Source organism: Paludibacterium yongneupense DSM 18731 (assembly GCF_000422925.1).
In the GTDB taxonomy this organism is placed as follows: Bacteria; Pseudomonadota; Gammaproteobacteria; order Burkholderiales; family Chromobacteriaceae; genus Paludibacterium; species Paludibacterium yongneupense.
Genome location: NZ_AUGZ01000005.1, coordinates 93786 through 110862 on the forward strand (window position 1 = coordinate 93786; position 17077 = coordinate 110862).

17 protein-coding genes are annotated in these 17077 nt (G+C 62.1%); 10 read left to right on the plus strand and 7 right to left on the minus strand.

Translation table 11 applies throughout. The features are described 5' to 3' along the window. The first annotated feature begins 65 nt into the window (after window positions 1-65). Complete coding sequence (locus tag G520_RS21225) at window positions 66-1073, plus strand: nitrilase family protein (protein ID WP_036665133.1); 1008 nt, start codon at window positions 66-68, stop codon at window positions 1071-1073. 15 nt (window positions 1074-1088) lie between these two features. Here G520_RS21225 and G520_RS0102690 read toward each other — a convergent pair whose 3' ends face one another. Beyond that, window positions 1089-1694, minus strand: coding sequence for a TetR/AcrR family transcriptional regulator (locus tag G520_RS0102690; protein ID WP_028534326.1), 606 nt, complete (start codon window positions 1692-1694; stop codon window positions 1089-1091). A 285-nt stretch (window positions 1695-1979) separates the two neighbouring features. Between G520_RS0102690 and G520_RS0102695 the strand changes: the two genes are divergently transcribed. The 4 genes from G520_RS0102695 to G520_RS0102720 all read left to right on the plus strand — a co-directional run bounded on the left by G520_RS0102695 (window position 1980) and on the right by G520_RS0102720 (window position 5470). After that, a complete protein-coding gene (locus tag G520_RS0102695; protein WP_156876845.1) occupies window positions 1980-2324 on the plus strand; it encodes a hypothetical protein in 345 nt (114 codons plus the stop codon). A 592-nt stretch (window positions 2325-2916) separates the two neighbouring features. Continuing rightward, entirely contained in the window at window positions 2917-3732 is an 816-nt protein-coding gene (locus G520_RS0102710) for a MipA/OmpV family protein (protein ID WP_084637425.1), read from the plus strand. A gap of 146 nt (window positions 3733-3878) precedes the next feature. Next, window positions 3879-4697 carry a helix-turn-helix transcriptional regulator gene (locus G520_RS0102715; RefSeq protein ID WP_028534329.1) on the plus strand — a complete coding sequence of 273 codons (819 nt, stop codon included), beginning with the start codon at window positions 3879-3881 and terminating at the stop codon, window positions 4695-4697. A gap of 161 nt (window positions 4698-4858) precedes the next feature. Beyond that, the gene (locus G520_RS0102720; protein WP_028534330.1) at window positions 4859-5470 is read left to right on the plus strand and encodes a LysE family translocator; all 612 of its coding nucleotides are present in this window, start codon (window positions 4859-4861) and stop codon (window positions 5468-5470) included. A gap of 10 nt (window positions 5471-5480) precedes the next feature. Here G520_RS0102720 and G520_RS0102725 read toward each other — a convergent pair whose 3' ends face one another. After that, window positions 5481-6452, minus strand: coding sequence for an NAD-dependent epimerase/dehydratase family protein (locus tag G520_RS0102725; RefSeq protein WP_051228881.1), 972 nt, complete (start codon window positions 6450-6452; stop codon window positions 5481-5483). Between the two features lie 92 nt (window positions 6453-6544). Here G520_RS0102725 and G520_RS0102730 point away from each other — a divergent pair, with 92 nt between their 5' ends. The 4 genes from G520_RS0102730 to G520_RS0102745 all read left to right on the plus strand — a co-directional run bounded on the left by G520_RS0102730 (window position 6545) and on the right by G520_RS0102745 (window position 10182). Next, window positions 6545-7435 carry a LysR family transcriptional regulator gene (locus G520_RS0102730; RefSeq protein ID WP_028534332.1) on the plus strand — a complete coding sequence of 297 codons (891 nt, stop codon included), beginning with the start codon at window positions 6545-6547 and terminating at the stop codon, window positions 7433-7435. Window positions 7436-7540: 105 nt separating this feature from the next. Beyond that, the gene (gene bfr / locus G520_RS0102735) at window positions 7541-8008 is read left to right on the plus strand and encodes a bacterioferritin (RefSeq protein WP_028534333.1); all 468 of its coding nucleotides are present in this window, start codon (window positions 7541-7543) and stop codon (window positions 8006-8008) included. Between the two features lie 34 nt (window positions 8009-8042). Next, window positions 8043-8717: an SDR family oxidoreductase gene (locus G520_RS0102740; protein ID WP_028534334.1), complete on the plus strand. Its 675-nt coding sequence runs from the start codon at window positions 8043-8045 to the stop codon at window positions 8715-8717. 112 nt (window positions 8718-8829) lie between these two features. Further along, window positions 8830-10182, plus strand: coding sequence for a glycoside hydrolase family 28 protein (locus tag G520_RS0102745; RefSeq protein WP_028534335.1), 1353 nt, complete (start codon window positions 8830-8832; stop codon window positions 10180-10182). 93 nt (window positions 10183-10275) lie between these two features. Here the strand turns inward: G520_RS0102745 and G520_RS0102750 are convergent, their stop codons facing one another. Beyond that, entirely contained in the window at window positions 10276-11421 is a 1146-nt protein-coding gene (locus G520_RS0102750) for a pectate lyase family protein (protein WP_169449806.1), read from the minus strand. A 282-nt stretch (window positions 11422-11703) separates the two neighbouring features. Between G520_RS0102750 and G520_RS0102755 the strand changes: the two genes are divergently transcribed. Continuing rightward, window positions 11704-12570 carry an HDOD domain-containing protein gene (locus G520_RS0102755; RefSeq protein ID WP_051228884.1) on the plus strand — a complete coding sequence of 289 codons (867 nt, stop codon included), beginning with the start codon at window positions 11704-11706 and terminating at the stop codon, window positions 12568-12570. A gap of 358 nt (window positions 12571-12928) precedes the next feature. Here the strand turns inward: G520_RS0102755 and G520_RS24750 are convergent, their stop codons facing one another. The 4 genes from G520_RS24750 to G520_RS0102775 all read right to left on the minus strand — a co-directional run bounded on the left by G520_RS24750 (window position 12929) and on the right by G520_RS0102775 (window position 16652). Next, on the minus strand, window positions 12929-13069 hold the full coding sequence (locus G520_RS24750; RefSeq protein ID WP_156876846.1) for a type 2 periplasmic-binding domain-containing protein: 141 nt from the start codon (window positions 13067-13069) through the stop codon (window positions 12929-12931). A 34-nt stretch (window positions 13070-13103) separates the two neighbouring features. Next, complete coding sequence (locus tag G520_RS0102765) at window positions 13104-14360, minus strand: M24 family metallopeptidase (protein WP_036665135.1); 1257 nt, start codon at window positions 14358-14360, stop codon at window positions 13104-13106. A 63-nt stretch (window positions 14361-14423) separates the two neighbouring features. After that, on the minus strand, window positions 14424-15752 hold the full coding sequence (locus G520_RS0102770) for an NAD(P)/FAD-dependent oxidoreductase (protein ID WP_028534339.1): 1329 nt from the start codon (window positions 15750-15752) through the stop codon (window positions 14424-14426). Between the two features lie 57 nt (window positions 15753-15809). Further along, window positions 15810-16652: a MetQ/NlpA family ABC transporter substrate-binding protein gene (locus G520_RS0102775; RefSeq protein ID WP_028534340.1), complete on the minus strand. Its 843-nt coding sequence runs from the start codon at window positions 16650-16652 to the stop codon at window positions 15810-15812. Window positions 16653-17077: the final 425 nt, after the last annotated feature.

Genomic DNA, 17077 nt, shown 5'->3' on the forward strand with positions numbered 1-17077 from the left:
GATCATTTTACGCAATGATGCCGACGCGATGTAATGACGGTTCCCTCTTCCATGAAAGACAGACCATGACCAGCCCAAGCCTCTGCGCCGCGACGGTGCAGTTCGAAGCCAGGCCAGGCGACAAAGCCTACAACCTGCAACGCATCCATCATTTCATCCGCGAGGCCGCAGACAGGAGGGTGCAGATGCTGGTTTTTCCCGAGATGTGCATCACGGGCTACTGGTTCATTCGCAAGCTTGCGCGTCACCAGCTCGACGACTTGGCCGAACCCGTGCCGTCCGGCCCCTCGCTGGGCGAGATCAGACGCCTGGCCAGACACCATCAGATGCTGATCGGAGTCGGCCTGCTGGAAGCGGGCAGCGATGGCAGACTATATAATGCCTACGCCGTATGCATGCCGGACGGCGACGTCCATTGCCATCGCAAGCTGCACGCGTTCGAGCACGAGGACATTGCGAGCGGCGATCGCTTCACGGTGTTCGACACGCCGTGGGGCATCCGGGCCGGCGTGCTGATCTGCTGGGACAACAATCTGATCGAAAACGTACGCGCCACGGCGCTGCTGGGCGCCTCGGTCCTGCTGGCCCCGCACCAGACCGGCGGCACAAACTCGCGCAGTCCGCACGCGATGAAACCGATTGCGCTGGAGAAATGGGAAAACCGCCAGCAGGATCCGGCGGCGATGGAAAGGGAGATACTCGGCCCATCCGGCCGACAATGGCTACTGCGCTGGCTGCCCGCACGTGCGCACGATAACGGAATGTTCGTGATTTTCAGCAATGGCATCGGGCGCGACGACGATGAAGTCCGCACCGGCAATGCAATGCTGCTCGACCCCTATGGCCGGATTCTGGCCGAGACCCGGGCGGCCGCCGATCGCATGGTCACGGCCCGGCTCGATACCGGGCTGCTGCCCCTGTGCACCGGCCGTCGCTGGCTGAGGGGGCGGCGGCCCGAGCTCTATGGATTGCTGGCCGAACGGCGCGGCGACGAGCGCGACGCCCGCGCGGCGCGCTTTTCCGTCGACCCCGCCGCCATCGATCCCGGATCGGCGACGACCGGGTCCCGATAGGCAGCGGGTGCCGGATCACGCAGGCAGGACATAGGCGCGGACGAAGACGTCGAGCGCCCGCCCCACGATCGGCGCCACCTCGACATCCGTATCGACGTCCAGCACCCCGAGCAGTATGGGCAGGCGGACCTCCGCTTCCAGCAAGGCGATCAATTGCTTGGCGACGACGACTGGATCCGCCTCGCGCAGTTTGCCCTCCCGCATCCAGCTTTCAAGGATGGCAGCCAGCCGTTTCAACACTTTGAGCGGGCCGCGCTCGTAGAACACGCGCCCGATATCGCTGGTCCCGGCTTCCGCCAGCACATTGCGGTTGATGGTGACAAACTCGGAGCTGAACATCACGCACAGTATTTTTTCGCCCAGGGTGCGCAAGGTGTCGGCCACATCCGCGCCATCCATCGACTGCGACAGGATGTCGTTCATATAGGCATCGGCGCGCTGGGTGACCACTTCTCCGAAAAGATCTTCCTTGGAGCGGAAATAGCTGTAGAGCGTCCCCTTCGATCCGCCAAGCCGGGTGGCGATCTCCGACATGGAGGTCCGTTCAAACCCGTTTTCCCGAAAAATCTGCGCGGCGGTCTCGATTATTTTTTGGCGGCGTGTCTCTTTTTTCGTTCTCATCACTGACCTTTATTCGACCCTGTTCTTCATTTTACTTGACAAGGGCAAGCTGTCAATCAAATATATAACCGTACAGTATGGTACGATTTATAAGAATGGCAGCCACCCCACTGCCGCAAACAACAGGAGAAACGCGATGCTGACGACCATTCACGCTCCCCCGCCGCAGAGGGCGCGGTCTGCCACCCTTGCTCCAGCGTGGGCCCATGGCAGCCTGCCGGACGGAAAAACCCATGCCCCCCATGCAGTACCTGCGCATGAGCCGCAAAACAGGGAGGGATGGCGATGATAAACGACAGCGTCAACCCCAGCGCTGGACAGGACTACTGCGCCGCGCCGGCATCGGACGAGCTGAGCCTGAATGTCCTGATCTTTGCCATGCAGTCGGACACCCCGTTACCCGCACGGCAGACCCTGGCCGACATCAATGCACGGACCGACAGATTGCGCCGCTCCGCTTTTGATGGACTGAGCAAGGCTCTGCAGGAAGGAAATATCGAGCGCGCGCGACAGTCGCTGGACGCACTGGCCGGCCCGGGACAGCGGCGGCGCGCGGCCTCCGGACAGGACGCCCCCCAGGCTCCCAGGCCATTCGGCCCGCTCGGTACGCAGATCGACACCACAGCCTGAGGCAGGCGAGGCGAACGCATTCGCCGCAGTGGCGCGCAAGACCGGAACGAAACCCCACCAGCCGTCATTGACAGCGGATGTTTCGTTTCAAAAAACGACCATACTGTACGGTCTAAAAGTACCGATAGCAACCGGGCTGACCATGCATTGGTCGGCAGTTAGCGGCTATCATGAAAGGAAACACAAATGGCATTACTTATACTATTCGGGTTCGCCATCGCCTACGATGAGGCCTATCAGTGCTGGCTCCGCTTCCGTGCACACAAGGACACGGCGGTCAGCCTGCAATCGACGCGATGACGATCTTTGCGGCGAGGACAGGCCGGCAGAAGGCGGGCCGTCCGCTGCGCCGGTTTCCCGTTGTCGGTCTTGCACATAAAGACGATACGCAAGTGTTCAGTAAGTATTACTGGCCTAAAGTGATGAATGACGTCACAGGCATGCGGAACGCCAGCCTCTCGCATTAAGGCGGCCAAGCCCAACCTCCGCATGTGGATGACAATCGAGTCGCGCGTGAACCGGCCCTCTACGGGCAAGCCTGCGGATCGGCGCTCACGTGGACGACGGGACACACTCAAGCACGGGACGAACCATGAAGACAGCACACAACAACAGACAAGACATATGGGGCGTAACGGCTATGGCTGCGCTACTGACCCTCGCCGGCGCCGCCCGCGCCGATGCGGGCGACACGGGGGACACGGGCGACGCCTCCGCGCTGAGTGTCAGCATCGGTCTCGGTGTCGGCTACGCCCCCAAATTCCCCGGCAGCGATCGCAGCAAGGGCAAGGTTCTGCCGATGCTCAAGCTCGACTATGGTCGTTTCTTCGTAGGCGGCGAAGAGTCGGGCAGCCCCGGCTTCGGCGTAAAACTACTCGACAATCCGCACTGGAAGGCCGGCATCGCCTACTCTTTCGATTTCAGCAAGCCACGCCAGGAATCCGATGACGAGCGCCTGAGCGGACTGGGCGATATCGCCAGAACCAGCCATATCAGCGCTTTCGGGGTATATAAACGCGACTGGTATGCTCTGGGCACAAACGTCTCGACCGCCGGACACGGCGAGGGCACGCGCATAGAGGCTTTCGCCAAGGCCAGCTATGACCCCGCCCCCAGGCTGACATTGAGTGCGGGGCCCAAGCTGGTCTGGGCGGACCAGAAGTATAACCAGACATTTTTCGGAGTCGATGCGGGTCAAGCATCGCGATCCGGGCTGGCCGAGTACCATCCCAAATCCGGCATCAATTCGATGGGGCTGGAGTTCGGCGCAGACTACAAGCTAGATAAAAACTGGCTGCTCCTGTCGCACCTGACGCTAACCCGCTTGCAAGGTGATGCCGCGACAAGTCCGATTACCGAGAGAAAAAACCAGCAGTCCATCAATTTCATGGGACTTTACCATTTCTGACCGCAGCAGCGGCAGGGCGGGACCGCGCTGAGCGCGGCGCCCTGAAATAGCGCGACACAGGGCCACTATTTCGCGCCGGCTATGCTAGGCTTGCTATTCTCCCGTCCTTCTCATGCGCCAGCGCTGCCGCAAACAGCCCGACTTCGATGCAAGACCACACCCGATATCAACCTGTCACAGAAATCCCGGGCCTGGTGCTGGGCGAAGCGGTATTCGCGGACTTCGATTTTGGCCGGCATTTTCACCTTGACCTGCATATCGGCCTGGTAAGCACGGGCTGCCAGCGGCAGCGTTTCAATGGCAAGACCTTCTATCTCACCCCCGCCCGCATTTCGGTCATGCCCGCGGGCGAGATCCACGACGGCAGCCGCGCCGGTGACGCCGCCTATGCTCTCAGAACCTTTCGCCTGTCTCCCGATCTGCTGCGCGGCTTGGCGGAGGAGCTCATCGAAACCGGGCGCGAGCCCTGGCCCGCCGGAGCGATGCTGGACAACCCGCGTCTGGCCTGGAATCTGCTGCGCCTGCATCACGCCCTGGGCCAGAAGCGGATGTCTACATCGCTCGAAGTCCAATCCGCATGGCCAACTCTGCTCGGCCACCTGTTCGCCCTGTCGCACGGACTGGCACCGCGCGCGGGCACGGGCCGTCTTCCCTTGCCGCAATGGAGGCAGCTGCATGACTATTGCATTGCAAACATCGGCGAGAAAATTACGCTAGACCACCTAGCCGCCGTATGCGGTCTCGGCCGCTTCCCGTTTCTGCGGCAGTTCAAACACACGGTAGGCATGACGCCGCATGCCTGGCTGCTGCGGCTGCGACTGGAACAGGCATGCATCCTGCTCACTCAGCACCGCCGCACCGTCGCGCAGATTGCGCACTCGGTCGGATTCTACGATCAAAGCCATTTCAATCGCGCGTTCCGGCTGGCTTTCGGCGTGCCCCCTTCACGGTACGCCGCGACCTGAACCACGTCAGCGCACGCACCCGGGCTGCGGCGCGTCAATTTTTTACAAGGCACAGGCCGGTGGCGTCGCTATCATGGCGGCAATCCGAAAACGGAAAGGATGCCGGTCCGCTGTCATGGCGGCCGGCACAGACGTCCCCGCTCGCCAAACAAGGAAGCCCCATGCCGCAGAATGCCATCCCCGTGATTCTGACCATCCACGCTTTTGCCCTGATCTCGCCGGGCCCGGATTTTGCCGTCGTCACCCGCCTGGCTATCGTTTCGGGTCGAAAAACCGGACTGTGGTGTGCGGCCGGGGTCGCCGCGGCCATCGGCGTCTATGTCCTGCTCTGTGCGCTGGGCATGTCGCTGGTCGTTTCGGCTCTGCCGGGCCTATCGAAAGCCCTGTCCGTTGTCGGTGCGCTGTATCTGGCCTGGCTCGGCATGCAATGCCTGCGCTCGGAAGGAAAACTGCCCGACACCCGGACAGGCTCGCAAGGCGGCAAAGCTTTCGTCACCGGTTTTCTGACCAATCTGCTCAACCCGAAAGCCATGCTGTACTTCAGTTCCATCCTGTCGCAGATCCTGTCACCCAAGCTGGGGGCGACGGATATCGCCCTCATCTGCGGCCTGCTACTCGGCGAGTCATTGCTATGGTTCGGCCTGGTGGCATGCCTGTTTTCCGCACCGGCCGTTCTCGAGTACTTGCGCACCCGACTGGTCTGGCTCGAGCGCAGCATCGGCGTGGCATTGCTGATCCTGGCGGCGAAAGTTGCGACGCTCGCAAGCCGGTAAACCCGCGCGCCTAGCCGGTCGGCAGGCAATGCAAGCCGCGCAGCGTCTGTTCGACGGCAAGGTCCAGCGGGGTGAAGGGTTCGGTGCCGAGCGTCGCCACCAAACGTGCGTTGTCCAACCGCACCGGTTCCTGCCACAAGTAACGCATCTCCATCATCTCGCGTACGGTTTCGTTGAAGGGGGCCACGAAACGCAGCAACCACCACGGGAACGGCGCGACCCGCGGCACTCCTCCGCCCAGTTTGCCGACCACGCGGCGGATGGCCTCGACCATCTGCGTACCGCTGGCATCCCAATGTCCTTGCATATGGAAGGTGGCGAACGCATCGAGGGAGTCGGCTCTTTTCAGCAGCTCGACGACCGTGCGCGCCACATCGGGAAGGTAAGACCATTGATGGCCGACGCCGGCACGGCCCGGGTTATAAATCGTGCGCACCGCCCGGTCGGGTTTGATCAAGCCCTGCGCAAACCAGTTGTTGGCGGCCTGCGGCCCGAAGAAATCTCCGGCGCGCACGATGACCACCCGCCCATCCTGACGGGAAAACGCCTGCAAGCGCCGCTCCATTTCGACCCGTATTCCCCCCTTCCGTGTCAACGGGCGCTGCGCCGCTCCCTCGGCAACAAAGGGGAAAGCGTCCGGCCCATAGTTATAGACCGTGCCCGGCAGCACGATGCTCGCGTGAACCTGCCGCGCGGCGGCAATCGTACTGTCCAGCATCGGCAACACCCGCTCGGACCACCGGCGATAGCCGGGTGGATTGACCGCGTGCACGATCACGGCGCAGCCCTCGGCGGCGGCCAGAACCTCCGCGGGATTCATGGCATCGCCGCGCACGCGGACGATACCGTCGTTCGCCTGCGCGGGAGCGATTTCTCGCTGCATGGCCCGAACCTGCCACCCGGCAGCATGCAGCTGCCGTGCCGTTTCGCCCCCCACCCCGCCGCCAAGTCCAAGCACCAGCACTGTCTGTTTCATCGCCATGACCCTCTCCATTCATTCGTTGAGCACGATGATAAGGCGGGGGCCAAACAAAATGAATTGACGAAAACAAGCCACAGGCTATACATTTTTGTATGACTTCGCCGATAGACTGGACTTACTACCGCACCTTCCTCGCCGTCGCGGACGAGGGCTCGCTCTCGGGTGCCGCGCGCGCGCTCGGTATCACCCAGCCGACGGTCGGCCGCCATGTCGCAGCGCTTGAGCACGCGCTCGGACTTGCCCTGTTCACCCGTTCCCACGCCGGCCTGATGCCGACTGAAGCGGCGATAGGCCTGCAGGTGCAAGCCCGCGAAATGGCAAGCTCCGCCGCGGCCATGGAGCGGCTGGCATCCGGCCAGGGCCTTGGCGTGCGCGGTGTGGTGCGTGTCACCGCGAGCGAAGTCATAGGCGTGGAAGTATTGCCTCCCATCATCGCCGCCCTGCGCGAGCACTACCCCGATCTCAAGGTGGAGCTGGCCGTGTCAAATCGCATCCAGAACGTACTGCACCGCGAAGCCGACATCGCGGTGCGCATGGTGCGACCGCAACAAGAACAGTTGCTGGCCCGCCATGTCGGCGGGATCGAGATCGGCTTGCATGCGACGGCCGGCTACATCGCACGGCACGGCAAGCCCGAGCGATACGAGGACCTGCCCGGTTACGCGTTGATCGGCTTTGATCAAAGCAATGACTTCATCCGCAGCGCAAGTCAATCGCAGCCGCTGTTCCGTCGCGAGCATTTCGCGCTGCGTGCGGACAGCGACCTGGCCCAGCTCGCGCTGCTACGCGCGGGCGCGGGTTTTGGCGCATGCCAGGTACGGCTGGCGCAACGCGATGCGGCACTGGTCAGGGTTCTCCCCTCCGAATTTTCGCTCATGCTCGACACCTGGGTCGCCATGCATGAAGATTTGCGCAACAGCCCGCGCTGCCGGGTTACCTTCGATGCCCTGGCGGAAGGCCTGAAGCGCTATATCGCCGCTTGATGCGGCATGGCTCAGGCATCGGCCCCCAATGATGATTCGTGCTTGCTTTTACGCTTGCAGGCTGAGAAGCTGAACGTGTTGTCCCGCCCCACCAAGGAGCCGCACATGCAAGGCAAACACGCGATTCTCGCCCTTCTCAACGAACTGCTGGCCGGCGAGTTGACCGCCATCGACCAATACCTGCTGCACGGAGAGACTTATGCCGACCTGGGACTCAAGCGGCTGGCAGAAAAAGCGCTGCACGAGTCCGCTCATGAGCGCGAGCATGCGCAGGCCATCATCCAGCGCATCCTGTTCCTGGAAGGCAAACCCGATCTGACCCGGCGTGAAGCACTCATCAGCGGTGCCGATGTTCCCGCCATGCTCCAGGCCGATCTGGATGTCGAATACCGGGTCGCATCCGGACTCAGGAAAGGCATCCTCCTGTGCGAGCAGCACCAGGACTTCGTCACGCGCGAGATGCTGGTGCGACAGTTGGACGACACCGAGATGGACCATGCCTACTTTCTGGAGAAGCAGCTGCGGCTGATAGGGCTGACGGGGCTTCCCAACTATTTGCAAAGCCAGCTATGAGGCGCTTGTACCCGCATATGGCAAGGAAACCGTCTTGACCGGAGAAACCCCGCGCGCGCTGATCATCGGCGCCTCTCGCGGACTCGGACTCGGGCTGGCAGAAGAACTGGGGCGGGCGGGCTGGCATGTTACCGCCACGCGAAGAAGCGGCACGGCCCCCGACGGCCCGATTTGCTGGCTCATGCTCGATATCGACAGCCAGGATCAGGTGCTCGAATTCGAACGGCAACTGGCCGGGGCACGCTTCGATCTGATCTTCATCAATGCCGGCGTATCCGCCCCCGCCGGCCAGACTATTTCGACGGCGGCCCCCGAAGAGCTCGCGCAGTTGATACTGACGAATGCCGTTTCTCCTGTCCGGCTGGCAGCCCGGCTATTCCCCTGCTTCGGCGGCAAACCGGGCACCCTGGCGTTCATGAGTTCGCGGCTCGGCAGCCTGAATGAAAATCCGCACGCAGAGCTGCCGCTCTACGCCGCAAGCAAGGCTGCGCTCAATATGCTGGTACGCTCCTTGCTCGAGCCGGCAAGCGCCGCCGGTATCACGCTGCTGTCGTTCCATCCCGGCTGGGTACAGACGGATATGGGCGGGGAAGGCGCGCCGCTCACCATCGCAGACAGCGTCACCGGCATCGTCAGGCAATTGGAGCGCTTTGCGAAACAGGGCGGCCACCACTTCATCGACTACGCCGGCAAACGTCTCGAATGGTAGTTGCCATGCATCCAAGGCATGCCCGTTTCGCACACCCGAATGCGCCCGGCTTGGGTCAGGGCTTTCGGGATTGAATCAACACGGCCCCGGATAGGCAGGAAGCGCAACGTCCATGGCAACCTCAGCCCGCTGCACCCTCCCCGGTTTGACAGCCCTGCTTGCGGCGGCACATGCCTGCGCCGCAACGTGCACCCCGCAATGGAGCCATTCGATCGCGGCCAATACCCGGCACTTGCAAACCGCCATCGATCAGTGTTCTGCCGCCGGAGGCGGACTGGTAGACCTCACCGTCAACAACGGGATATCGTCGGCGACGATAACGACAGTCCATCTCGGCAGCAATATCGTCCTGAAACTGGAACAAGGATTCACCTTGCAAGGCGCCAGCGACGTGCCCGCCGGGAGCGCGCTCCTGATCGGCAACTCTGTCCACAATGTCACCATCACGGGAACGGGTATCATCGATGGCAACGGAGCGGCCTACTGGGCGTCCTCGGTCGGCAAGAACAACACGCCGCACCCCAAGTTGATCAAGATAAAAGGCAGCGCTATCCGGATTGGCTCGAATTTCGCCGATGACGGCACCCCGCGGCCCCTGGTCCGTTTTCCAAGTCCCGACAACGATGCCGCCCTTACCCTTAAAATTCGGAACGCCCCCAAAGAACAGGTGGTCTTCGAGTCCGGCTCGCAGGATGTGACCGTCGACGGAGTATGGATTTACGCCAATCCGGACAAGAATGGCGAGGGCAAAAACCTGGCCCCCAACACCGATGCGATCGACATCATCGGAACCACGACGGCAACCATCCGGAACTGCGTACTGGACACCGGCGACGACGATATCGCGATCAAGTCCAATGCGGGAGGCCCAGCGACGACAGGGGTCGTTATCGATAGCTGCGTGATCGGCGGAGGCCACGGCATATCCATCGGCGGCCAGGAGGCGGCCGGGCACACGTTATCGCGGCCCGGAGTATCCGGCGTCAGCATACGCTCGATACTGTTCAAGGGCACCGACTACGGCTTCCGCATCAAGACCGACCAAACCGCCGCCGACAGCGGGGCCACCAACGGCGTCAGCTATTCGGACACCTGCATGCAAGATGTCGGCGAACCCTTCTTGTTCACCTACACCTACGCCGCCGGCAGCGGCGGCAGCCTGCCCGTCATTGCCAATGTCTCGATCGACAATGTGCTAGCCACGGCGACCAAGACCCAGGGGGCCATCATCGGTCTGGCCACGACTCCGCTTGGCATCCCGTCCTCGGGCGACGCCGGCATTCGCATGCGCAATACGCAAATTTCCGGCGGGTCAGCTTTCAGTATCCGCAATGGCGCATTGCTGCTTGGCGCGAACAGCCGCGTCGACACGGCAAACCGGGGCAATGCTCAAGTGATCAGAATCCCGGATTCGGGCGCCACGATCACCTGCCCTGCCCGCATCGTGATTCCGAAGCCGCTCTGATCCCGGGCAGAAGCGGACCCGAGGCTGTCGTATCCTGGCGCAGAGTCGGCAAGTACACGACAGCCCCCCTGCCGACGAGCGGATGCGCGAGGATCAGTCGCGCGCGGGCCCCGCGTGTTCTCTTACCCTGCGTGCGACATCCCCGGCTGCCAACGGCAGCACCAGCTCGCCGGAGTCGGCCTCGAACGGCGGCAGCGCGTCCTCGTCCACGGAGTCACGGCGAATGGCGCTGTCTGCGAGATTGATTTCGCAACGACGGCCAAGCCAGGTCCGGCACCGTTCGGCCTGTGCCGGCGCAAACGGAGCAAAAGCCGGCCCGGGTTGCCGTGGATCGGACAACACGGGATAGGTGACATGCTCGAACACATTGCCTTCGATCAGCAAATCAGACAGCGCTGTCCGCGACATCGCCGCACCTTCGCCACTGATATCGTGAAAGTAGTTGTTGACGATCTGGACCCTGACGCGGGCCTCGTGCATCCCGCCGCTGTGGGGCCCGCGCCCCGACGTGTCGTGGATGTCGTTACCAACGAGCGTGATGCTGTCGTCGGAGCCGAGAAACAGCCACAACCAATAATGGTGCCCGTCGCACGTCGATGAATACGCGGTCCGGCCGTCGAATTCGCTATTGGAGACCGTGACATGCCGGGCGGCCGAGAAGCCCGTAACCAGCATTTGTCGTCCTATCTGCGCGACGCGCAGGTGGTCGAGCCAGACATGATCGACACCGTCGAGGGTGATGGCATCTCCGCCCCAGACCGCCTGCGGGTTGATATCGCTGATTGTCAGCCGCTGCACGATGACATTGCTGGCCGAGCGCAGCATCAAGCCGGTACCGACGATGCCGGCATCGGCACCGATGCCGCGCAGAGTCTTGTTCGAGCCTATCGTCAGCAAGGCACGGACCCCGGCTCTGTCCACCTCGACCGGTGTGGACTCGCGGCCATGACAGAAATCGACGCGATCCAAGGCCAACTGCCCCGCCCCGTCGGGACACGCCCGTACCCGGCAACCGGTTTCATGCAGCAACGCCGTTCCGTCTTGCACAAGGCTGCCCCGAAAGTCGAACACCCGATCAATCAGCACCACGCGCGGAGACGAATCCGTGCACACACCGTGCGCGTCATGGCTCATGCACAGCGCATCCTCCAGCTCGCGCAGCGTGCGCGGATGGACGATGGGGCCCGCACTGCCGCCAGTCGTGCCATGTGCAAAACCGGGAACCGGATCTGGCGCCATGGCGACAGCCGGGACAGAAAGGCCGGCCAGGAGGGCCGCCAACAGTAAAGTGCGCCACAAGCGGGCCGCACGCGCCACAGCAATCATAGAACGCACCCAAGTCATGGTTATCGCCCACCCCGCCTCGCCCCACCTGCTGCCAGCAGCCGGATCGCTCGGCGCGGGCCTGTCCGGCACGGGGTGAAAATCGGCAGTTTTGATTTATCTTCGCACTGACTCGCAACATTCACATTACAAGGGTAGCCTTATTTTAAATAACGCTTAAACAGACCGGATCAGACAATGACAAATGCATGCATCGAGCGACCCCGTCCCGCAGCCCCGAACATCGACGCTACCCTTCACTCCATACGCATCCCCCCACGGCCCAGCCTGCTTGCCGATCTGCAGCAGGAGATAGACCGGCCCGACCCCAATCTCAAAACACTTGCCCGCGTCGTGGAAAAGGACGTCGCCTTGTCGGGCGCCTTTCTCAAGATGATCAATTCCCCCTTCTATAATCGTGCACGCAAGGCTGAAACGGTAGAGGCGGCCCTGACCGGGCTCGGCTTGAACCAGGTGGCACTGCTGGCCGGAGGCTTTCTCGTGCGCGAATCGTTTCACTGCGAGAGCTACGACCTCACCCGATTCTGGGAAACGTCGAGTCAACGCTCAAGCGCCATGGCCTTCCTCGCGCGCGAACTGCGCGCAGGCTCATCCGCCCTCGCGCGCAGCTTCGGCTTGTTCGCCGATCTCGGCATTCCCCTGCTGATGGAGCGTTTCAGCCACTACCCCGAAACCCTGCGCCAGGCACAGGATTCGCAATGCGCCGCCTTCACCGAGCTTGAAGACAGGCAGCACCACACCAATCATGCGGTCATCGGGTCCATGCTGGCGCGCAACTGGAAACTGCCGGACGATGTGGTGCTCGCCATCGACCGCCACCATGACCGCGATGTGTTCGAGGCGGGTCAAACATCGCTGCCGGTGCGCCGCCTGATCGCACTCGGAGCGATCAGCGATGTCATCATTCACCACTACACGGCCAGGCCACTCAGCGCCGAACTGCAGCGCACCGCCCCACTGGCAATGATCGAGCTGGGGATGGGCAACGACGAGTTCGACGACCTCAGCAATACCATCCACGCTCTTTTCGATCAAGAGACATGATGAGCGGCTCGCTGGCGTCGAGCCCGCCGGCTTACAACAGCGTCATGAACGGTCTGGTTTCCGGATCGAGGCAGAGACGGGGGGCTCATTCGACCCGAGACGAAAATGTCGTTGCGCGACAGCCGTTCCAGGCGAGGCCGAGTGCTTCACGGCACGCCTGTCCTCAGGCCGTGCTCGCGGAAGATAGGCTTTCCGGAAACGCCGCCAGAACCGGCGAAGGATTCGCGCCGGAATAGACGACTCCTACGCCCGCCATCAGCGGCTTGCCCGGGTAGCGCGAAGAATAGGGTGATCCGCAGGCTCGGGAACGATTCGTGGGGCAAAATCGCCACTCCTGAAAATACGACTGGCAATGATCCTAGAAACCCGGATTCAGCGAACGCTTGAACCAGAACATCGTCTGCGCGGACAAGCCGTCGCAGGAGAGCGTTCTTTTCCGTGCCAAAGCATGCGTGGATGCCAGTGCCACATACATGACCTCTTCATGCAGGGCATGCACGGTCAAACCTTTTACGCGGGAGCAGACTGCGGCGCTACGCGTTTGGCACAGCCGGCAACGACAACAGTTGCCGCGGCAGTGTATTCATGTCTTCCACCCCGGTTTCGGTCAGCAGCAGCTGACTCTCGATATTGAAGCCACCGAGTCCGGTGACATAGATCGGCACCTCCAGCGCCATCACCATTCCCGCTTCGAACAGCAGCTCGCTATCCGCCGAAATAAATGGCCATTGCTCCGAGAACAACGACTGCCCGAGGCCGTGCCCGAAATGTCCGCGACTGAACCCGGACAACCCCCCGTTTTCCAGGACCCGGGTGATGGCCCGGTGAACGGCCGCCAGGGGTTGACCCGGGGCCACATGGCTCAGCCCCGCATCGAAAGCCTGCTCGAGCAGGCGGTGAAACCGGGCCTGCGCGCTACTCGGGGAACCAAAGACAAAATTACGTGACGAGTCTGACGAGTAGCCGTCGATCACGCACCCAACATCGACTTTGACAAGGGTGCCAGGCGTGAGCTTCCCCCCCGCCCGCCACGGATCGGGGCCGATCGAAATATAGTCCCAGCTCGGCGGTGGCGCCACGCCCCGGGCAGCGGCTTCATGAGCGACGCCGCTGCGAAATGCCCGCCCCAGGTCCCGTGCAGTCTGATTTTCAGCCGCGGACCGTTGCAGTTCACGAATTCCGGCTTCGGCCAGTTCGACCCCCAGACGCAGGCGCCCGATCTCGGCAGGCGTCTTGACCATGCGCAGGCGATTGAACGCTGGCGAGCCATCCAGCAGCATCGCGCCGGAAAGTGCCGTGCGGATGAGCAACCAATCCGCAGCCGGAACAAAATCCAGATCGAACCCCAGCCTTGCCTTAGCCAAACCACTTTGTGCGAGCAAGACCTTCAGTTCCCCGATCGCGCACCGGAGATCGAACGTGGCCGGACGCTTGAAGCCGGATGGGCGACTAGCCGACCAGTCGTCGGCTATCGCGCGCTCAATCGCCCTTTCCCCCTCTTCGATCCGTGCCGTCTCGACCCAGAGCGGGTGGGAACGAACCCGGAACCCAGAGGCCGCATGCTTGAAAGCCTCCTCATTCAGATCCCCCACGACGACAGCGATGGGTTCGGCAGGATCGGCGGGGATCAGGGCAAATCCCGCGCCGGCGCGGCGAAAACTTCCCGCCACCCCTTGGCTCATTCCCGTGACATAGCGAAAACCTTCCGGCTCGCTGATCACCAGGGCATCCAGCCCAGCCTCTTGCAATAGCGCTTGTGCGCGTAATCGGTCTACACATCCTTGGCTCATTACGGGCTCCAATGCACAAAACGGACACTGTCCGATAGCCGGCCTCTGGCCCAGAGGTCGCTCTCAAATGACATCTGGATCAATGAAAATCGCCTCCTCGTCGAAACGACCGAGCCGGAAGGCATGGGGATCGACTAGCGGCGGCGCATGCGTGATCAAATCAGCCGCCAACCGGCCGGCACCGGGTCCGATACCGAAGCCATGCCCGCTGAAGCCGGTCGCGACGACCAGTCCTTCAACCGTTGATACCGCCGAAATAACGGGCAGCAGGTCCGGCGTCATATCGATGCGGCCGGCCCATATCTCCGCGGCAACGACTCCGCCCAGTTCTGGGCGCCCCTGGTTCAAACGCTTCAGCGCGAGCTGGGCGGCGCCGGCATCGGGTGCAGGATCGTTGATACGGATACGCTCGAACAGCGAGACACGGTCGGGGGAACGCGTGCCCCCGTGGACAAGCGAAGACAGAAAGGGGGCTCCCAGGCACAGTTTCAGATCGCGGAAATGCCGTCGCCACAGCGGCAGAAAAGCGAAGAAATAGCGGAAACTGTCCAAGACAAGATCGCTGGTCTCATGTCCGCGCAGGGTCAAGGTCAAGCCACCATCAAGCCGGTTGCGCAGGCAAAAATCGCTGGAGCAGAAGGTCGATGCGATCAGAGGCGGGGTCGGCGGCGTACGCACGACGGTCGAACGGACATCCAGCTGCGGAAGGCGGATGCCGTACGGCCTCAGCAAGCGCGAGCTCCACGCTCCGGCAGCGACCAGCACCGAGGACGCACGGACGGGGCCATGCTCAGTGAATACACCACGGACACGACCGCTTGATATATCGAGTCCACGGACCGCCGTTCGCTGGTGCAGGGTGACGCCCGCATTGCGCGCCGCCTCTGCTAGCAGAACGACGGCGACCGACGGTTCGGCCTGAGCATCATCGGGCGTCGCAATACCGCCCACCCAGGGGCGGCCCCGGCTCGGCAAGGCCCGCTCCGCGGCCACGGCATCCAGTAACTCGACTCGGATCCCCGCCGCACGGCCACGCTCGGCCCACCGCTGCCAGCGCGCGAGCTCCTTGCGGCTGCGCGTCAGGCTGGTCAAGCCCGTGCGCCGAAATCCGATATCGCCGCTCAATCCGGCTTGCAGACTTTCCCAGATCGCCACACTCTTCACGATCAGGGGCAATTCGCGCCGATCGCGCCCTTGCTGGCGAATCCAGCCCCAGTTACGGCTCGATTGTTCAGCCGCGATCTCTCCCTTTTCGACAACGGCAACCCTTAAGCCGCGGCGGGCCAGATCGAGAGCGGCGCAAATCCCGATGATGCCCCCGCCGACGACAAGCACGTCGACCGCTGCGGGGAGAGCCTCATCGCTGGCAATGGCCGCCAGTGGATGTGACATGGTGACTCTTTCTTCAAAACGGAAACGACGGCCTTTGATGACCGCTGCGAGCAGGGCTCACCAGGCAGGAACAGCCGTGCCATGGTATTGCTGAGCGAGCGACTGCTTAGTGGCATCAGTCTGATAGGCGGCCGCAAGCGTCTTCACCCAAGAAGCATTGGCATCGCCGGTCCTGACCGCGATGAAGTTGGCATAGGGATTGCCTCGGATCGGTTCCTGAGCAATCTTTTCCTTATTGACATCGATTCTGGACTTGAGTGCCCAGTCAGTATTGACCACCGCCGCATCCAGTTCGTCGATTTCGCGACCGACGATGCCGGCATCGAACTCTTTGATGACGACGCCTCTCGGATTGCTCACGATATCGGATACCGTGGCGAGGATGGTCGCCCCCGGCTTGAGCTTGATCAGCCCCTGCGCCTGCAGCAGGAATAGGGCACGCCCTTCGTTCGAGGGATCATTCGGCACCCCGATTTTTGCGCCCTTGGGCAAGGCCGCGACCGACGGGTGTCGACGCGAGTACAACCCTATCGGCCAGATCGCGGTATAAGCAACGGGAACAATATGATAACCGCGGGTTTTCACCTGGTTGTCGAGATACGGTTTGTGCTGAAAAGCATTGGCGTCGAGTTCATGGCGCTCGAGCGCCTCATTGGGCAGCACATAGTCCGAAAACGGAACCGCCTCGATTTTCAGGCCATGTCTGCGCGCCTCGGCAGCCACGCCCTTCCATATCTCTACATCCTCATCGCCCACAATCCCGACCCGTATCGTTTTCGTGACGGGCGGTTCCGCGCCCAGTACGGGCACCGTGACCAGGGTCAGCGCCGTGATCAGGGCCAGCAGACGACCGGAGTGCGGTCCGCTCCGGAGAAAAAAACGAATCGGTGACATTGCCATTGTGAAGACCTTCTTGTCGGAATCTGATCGAATCAGCCACTACGATAAATCCGATAGAACATTCACAAAAGTAATTAAAATTGATTGGATTATATATTTTAAATATATTAGCCACATGGATGCCCCCTGGAGCCCGAAAGGCAGAACATCGGCTCACACACTGAGCCGCGACGGCGCCCGACTCGTGATAAATCGCGCAGGGAAGACACCGTCACTGCTGGATCACACGAAATGGCCGGCATTCCTGTCTGACCGCGGCTAAATCGAAGCGATATGGCCGGGCGAAGGACACGCTGCGGCGGGCAAAAGGCCGCGCTGGCACAGCAGAACGGCATCGGTAAACGCCCAAGTAGCATCAAACAACGTGTGCTTTGCCATGCAATGGCAGACCATACGCTTTTCGGCCACGCACTGAAAAAACAGAA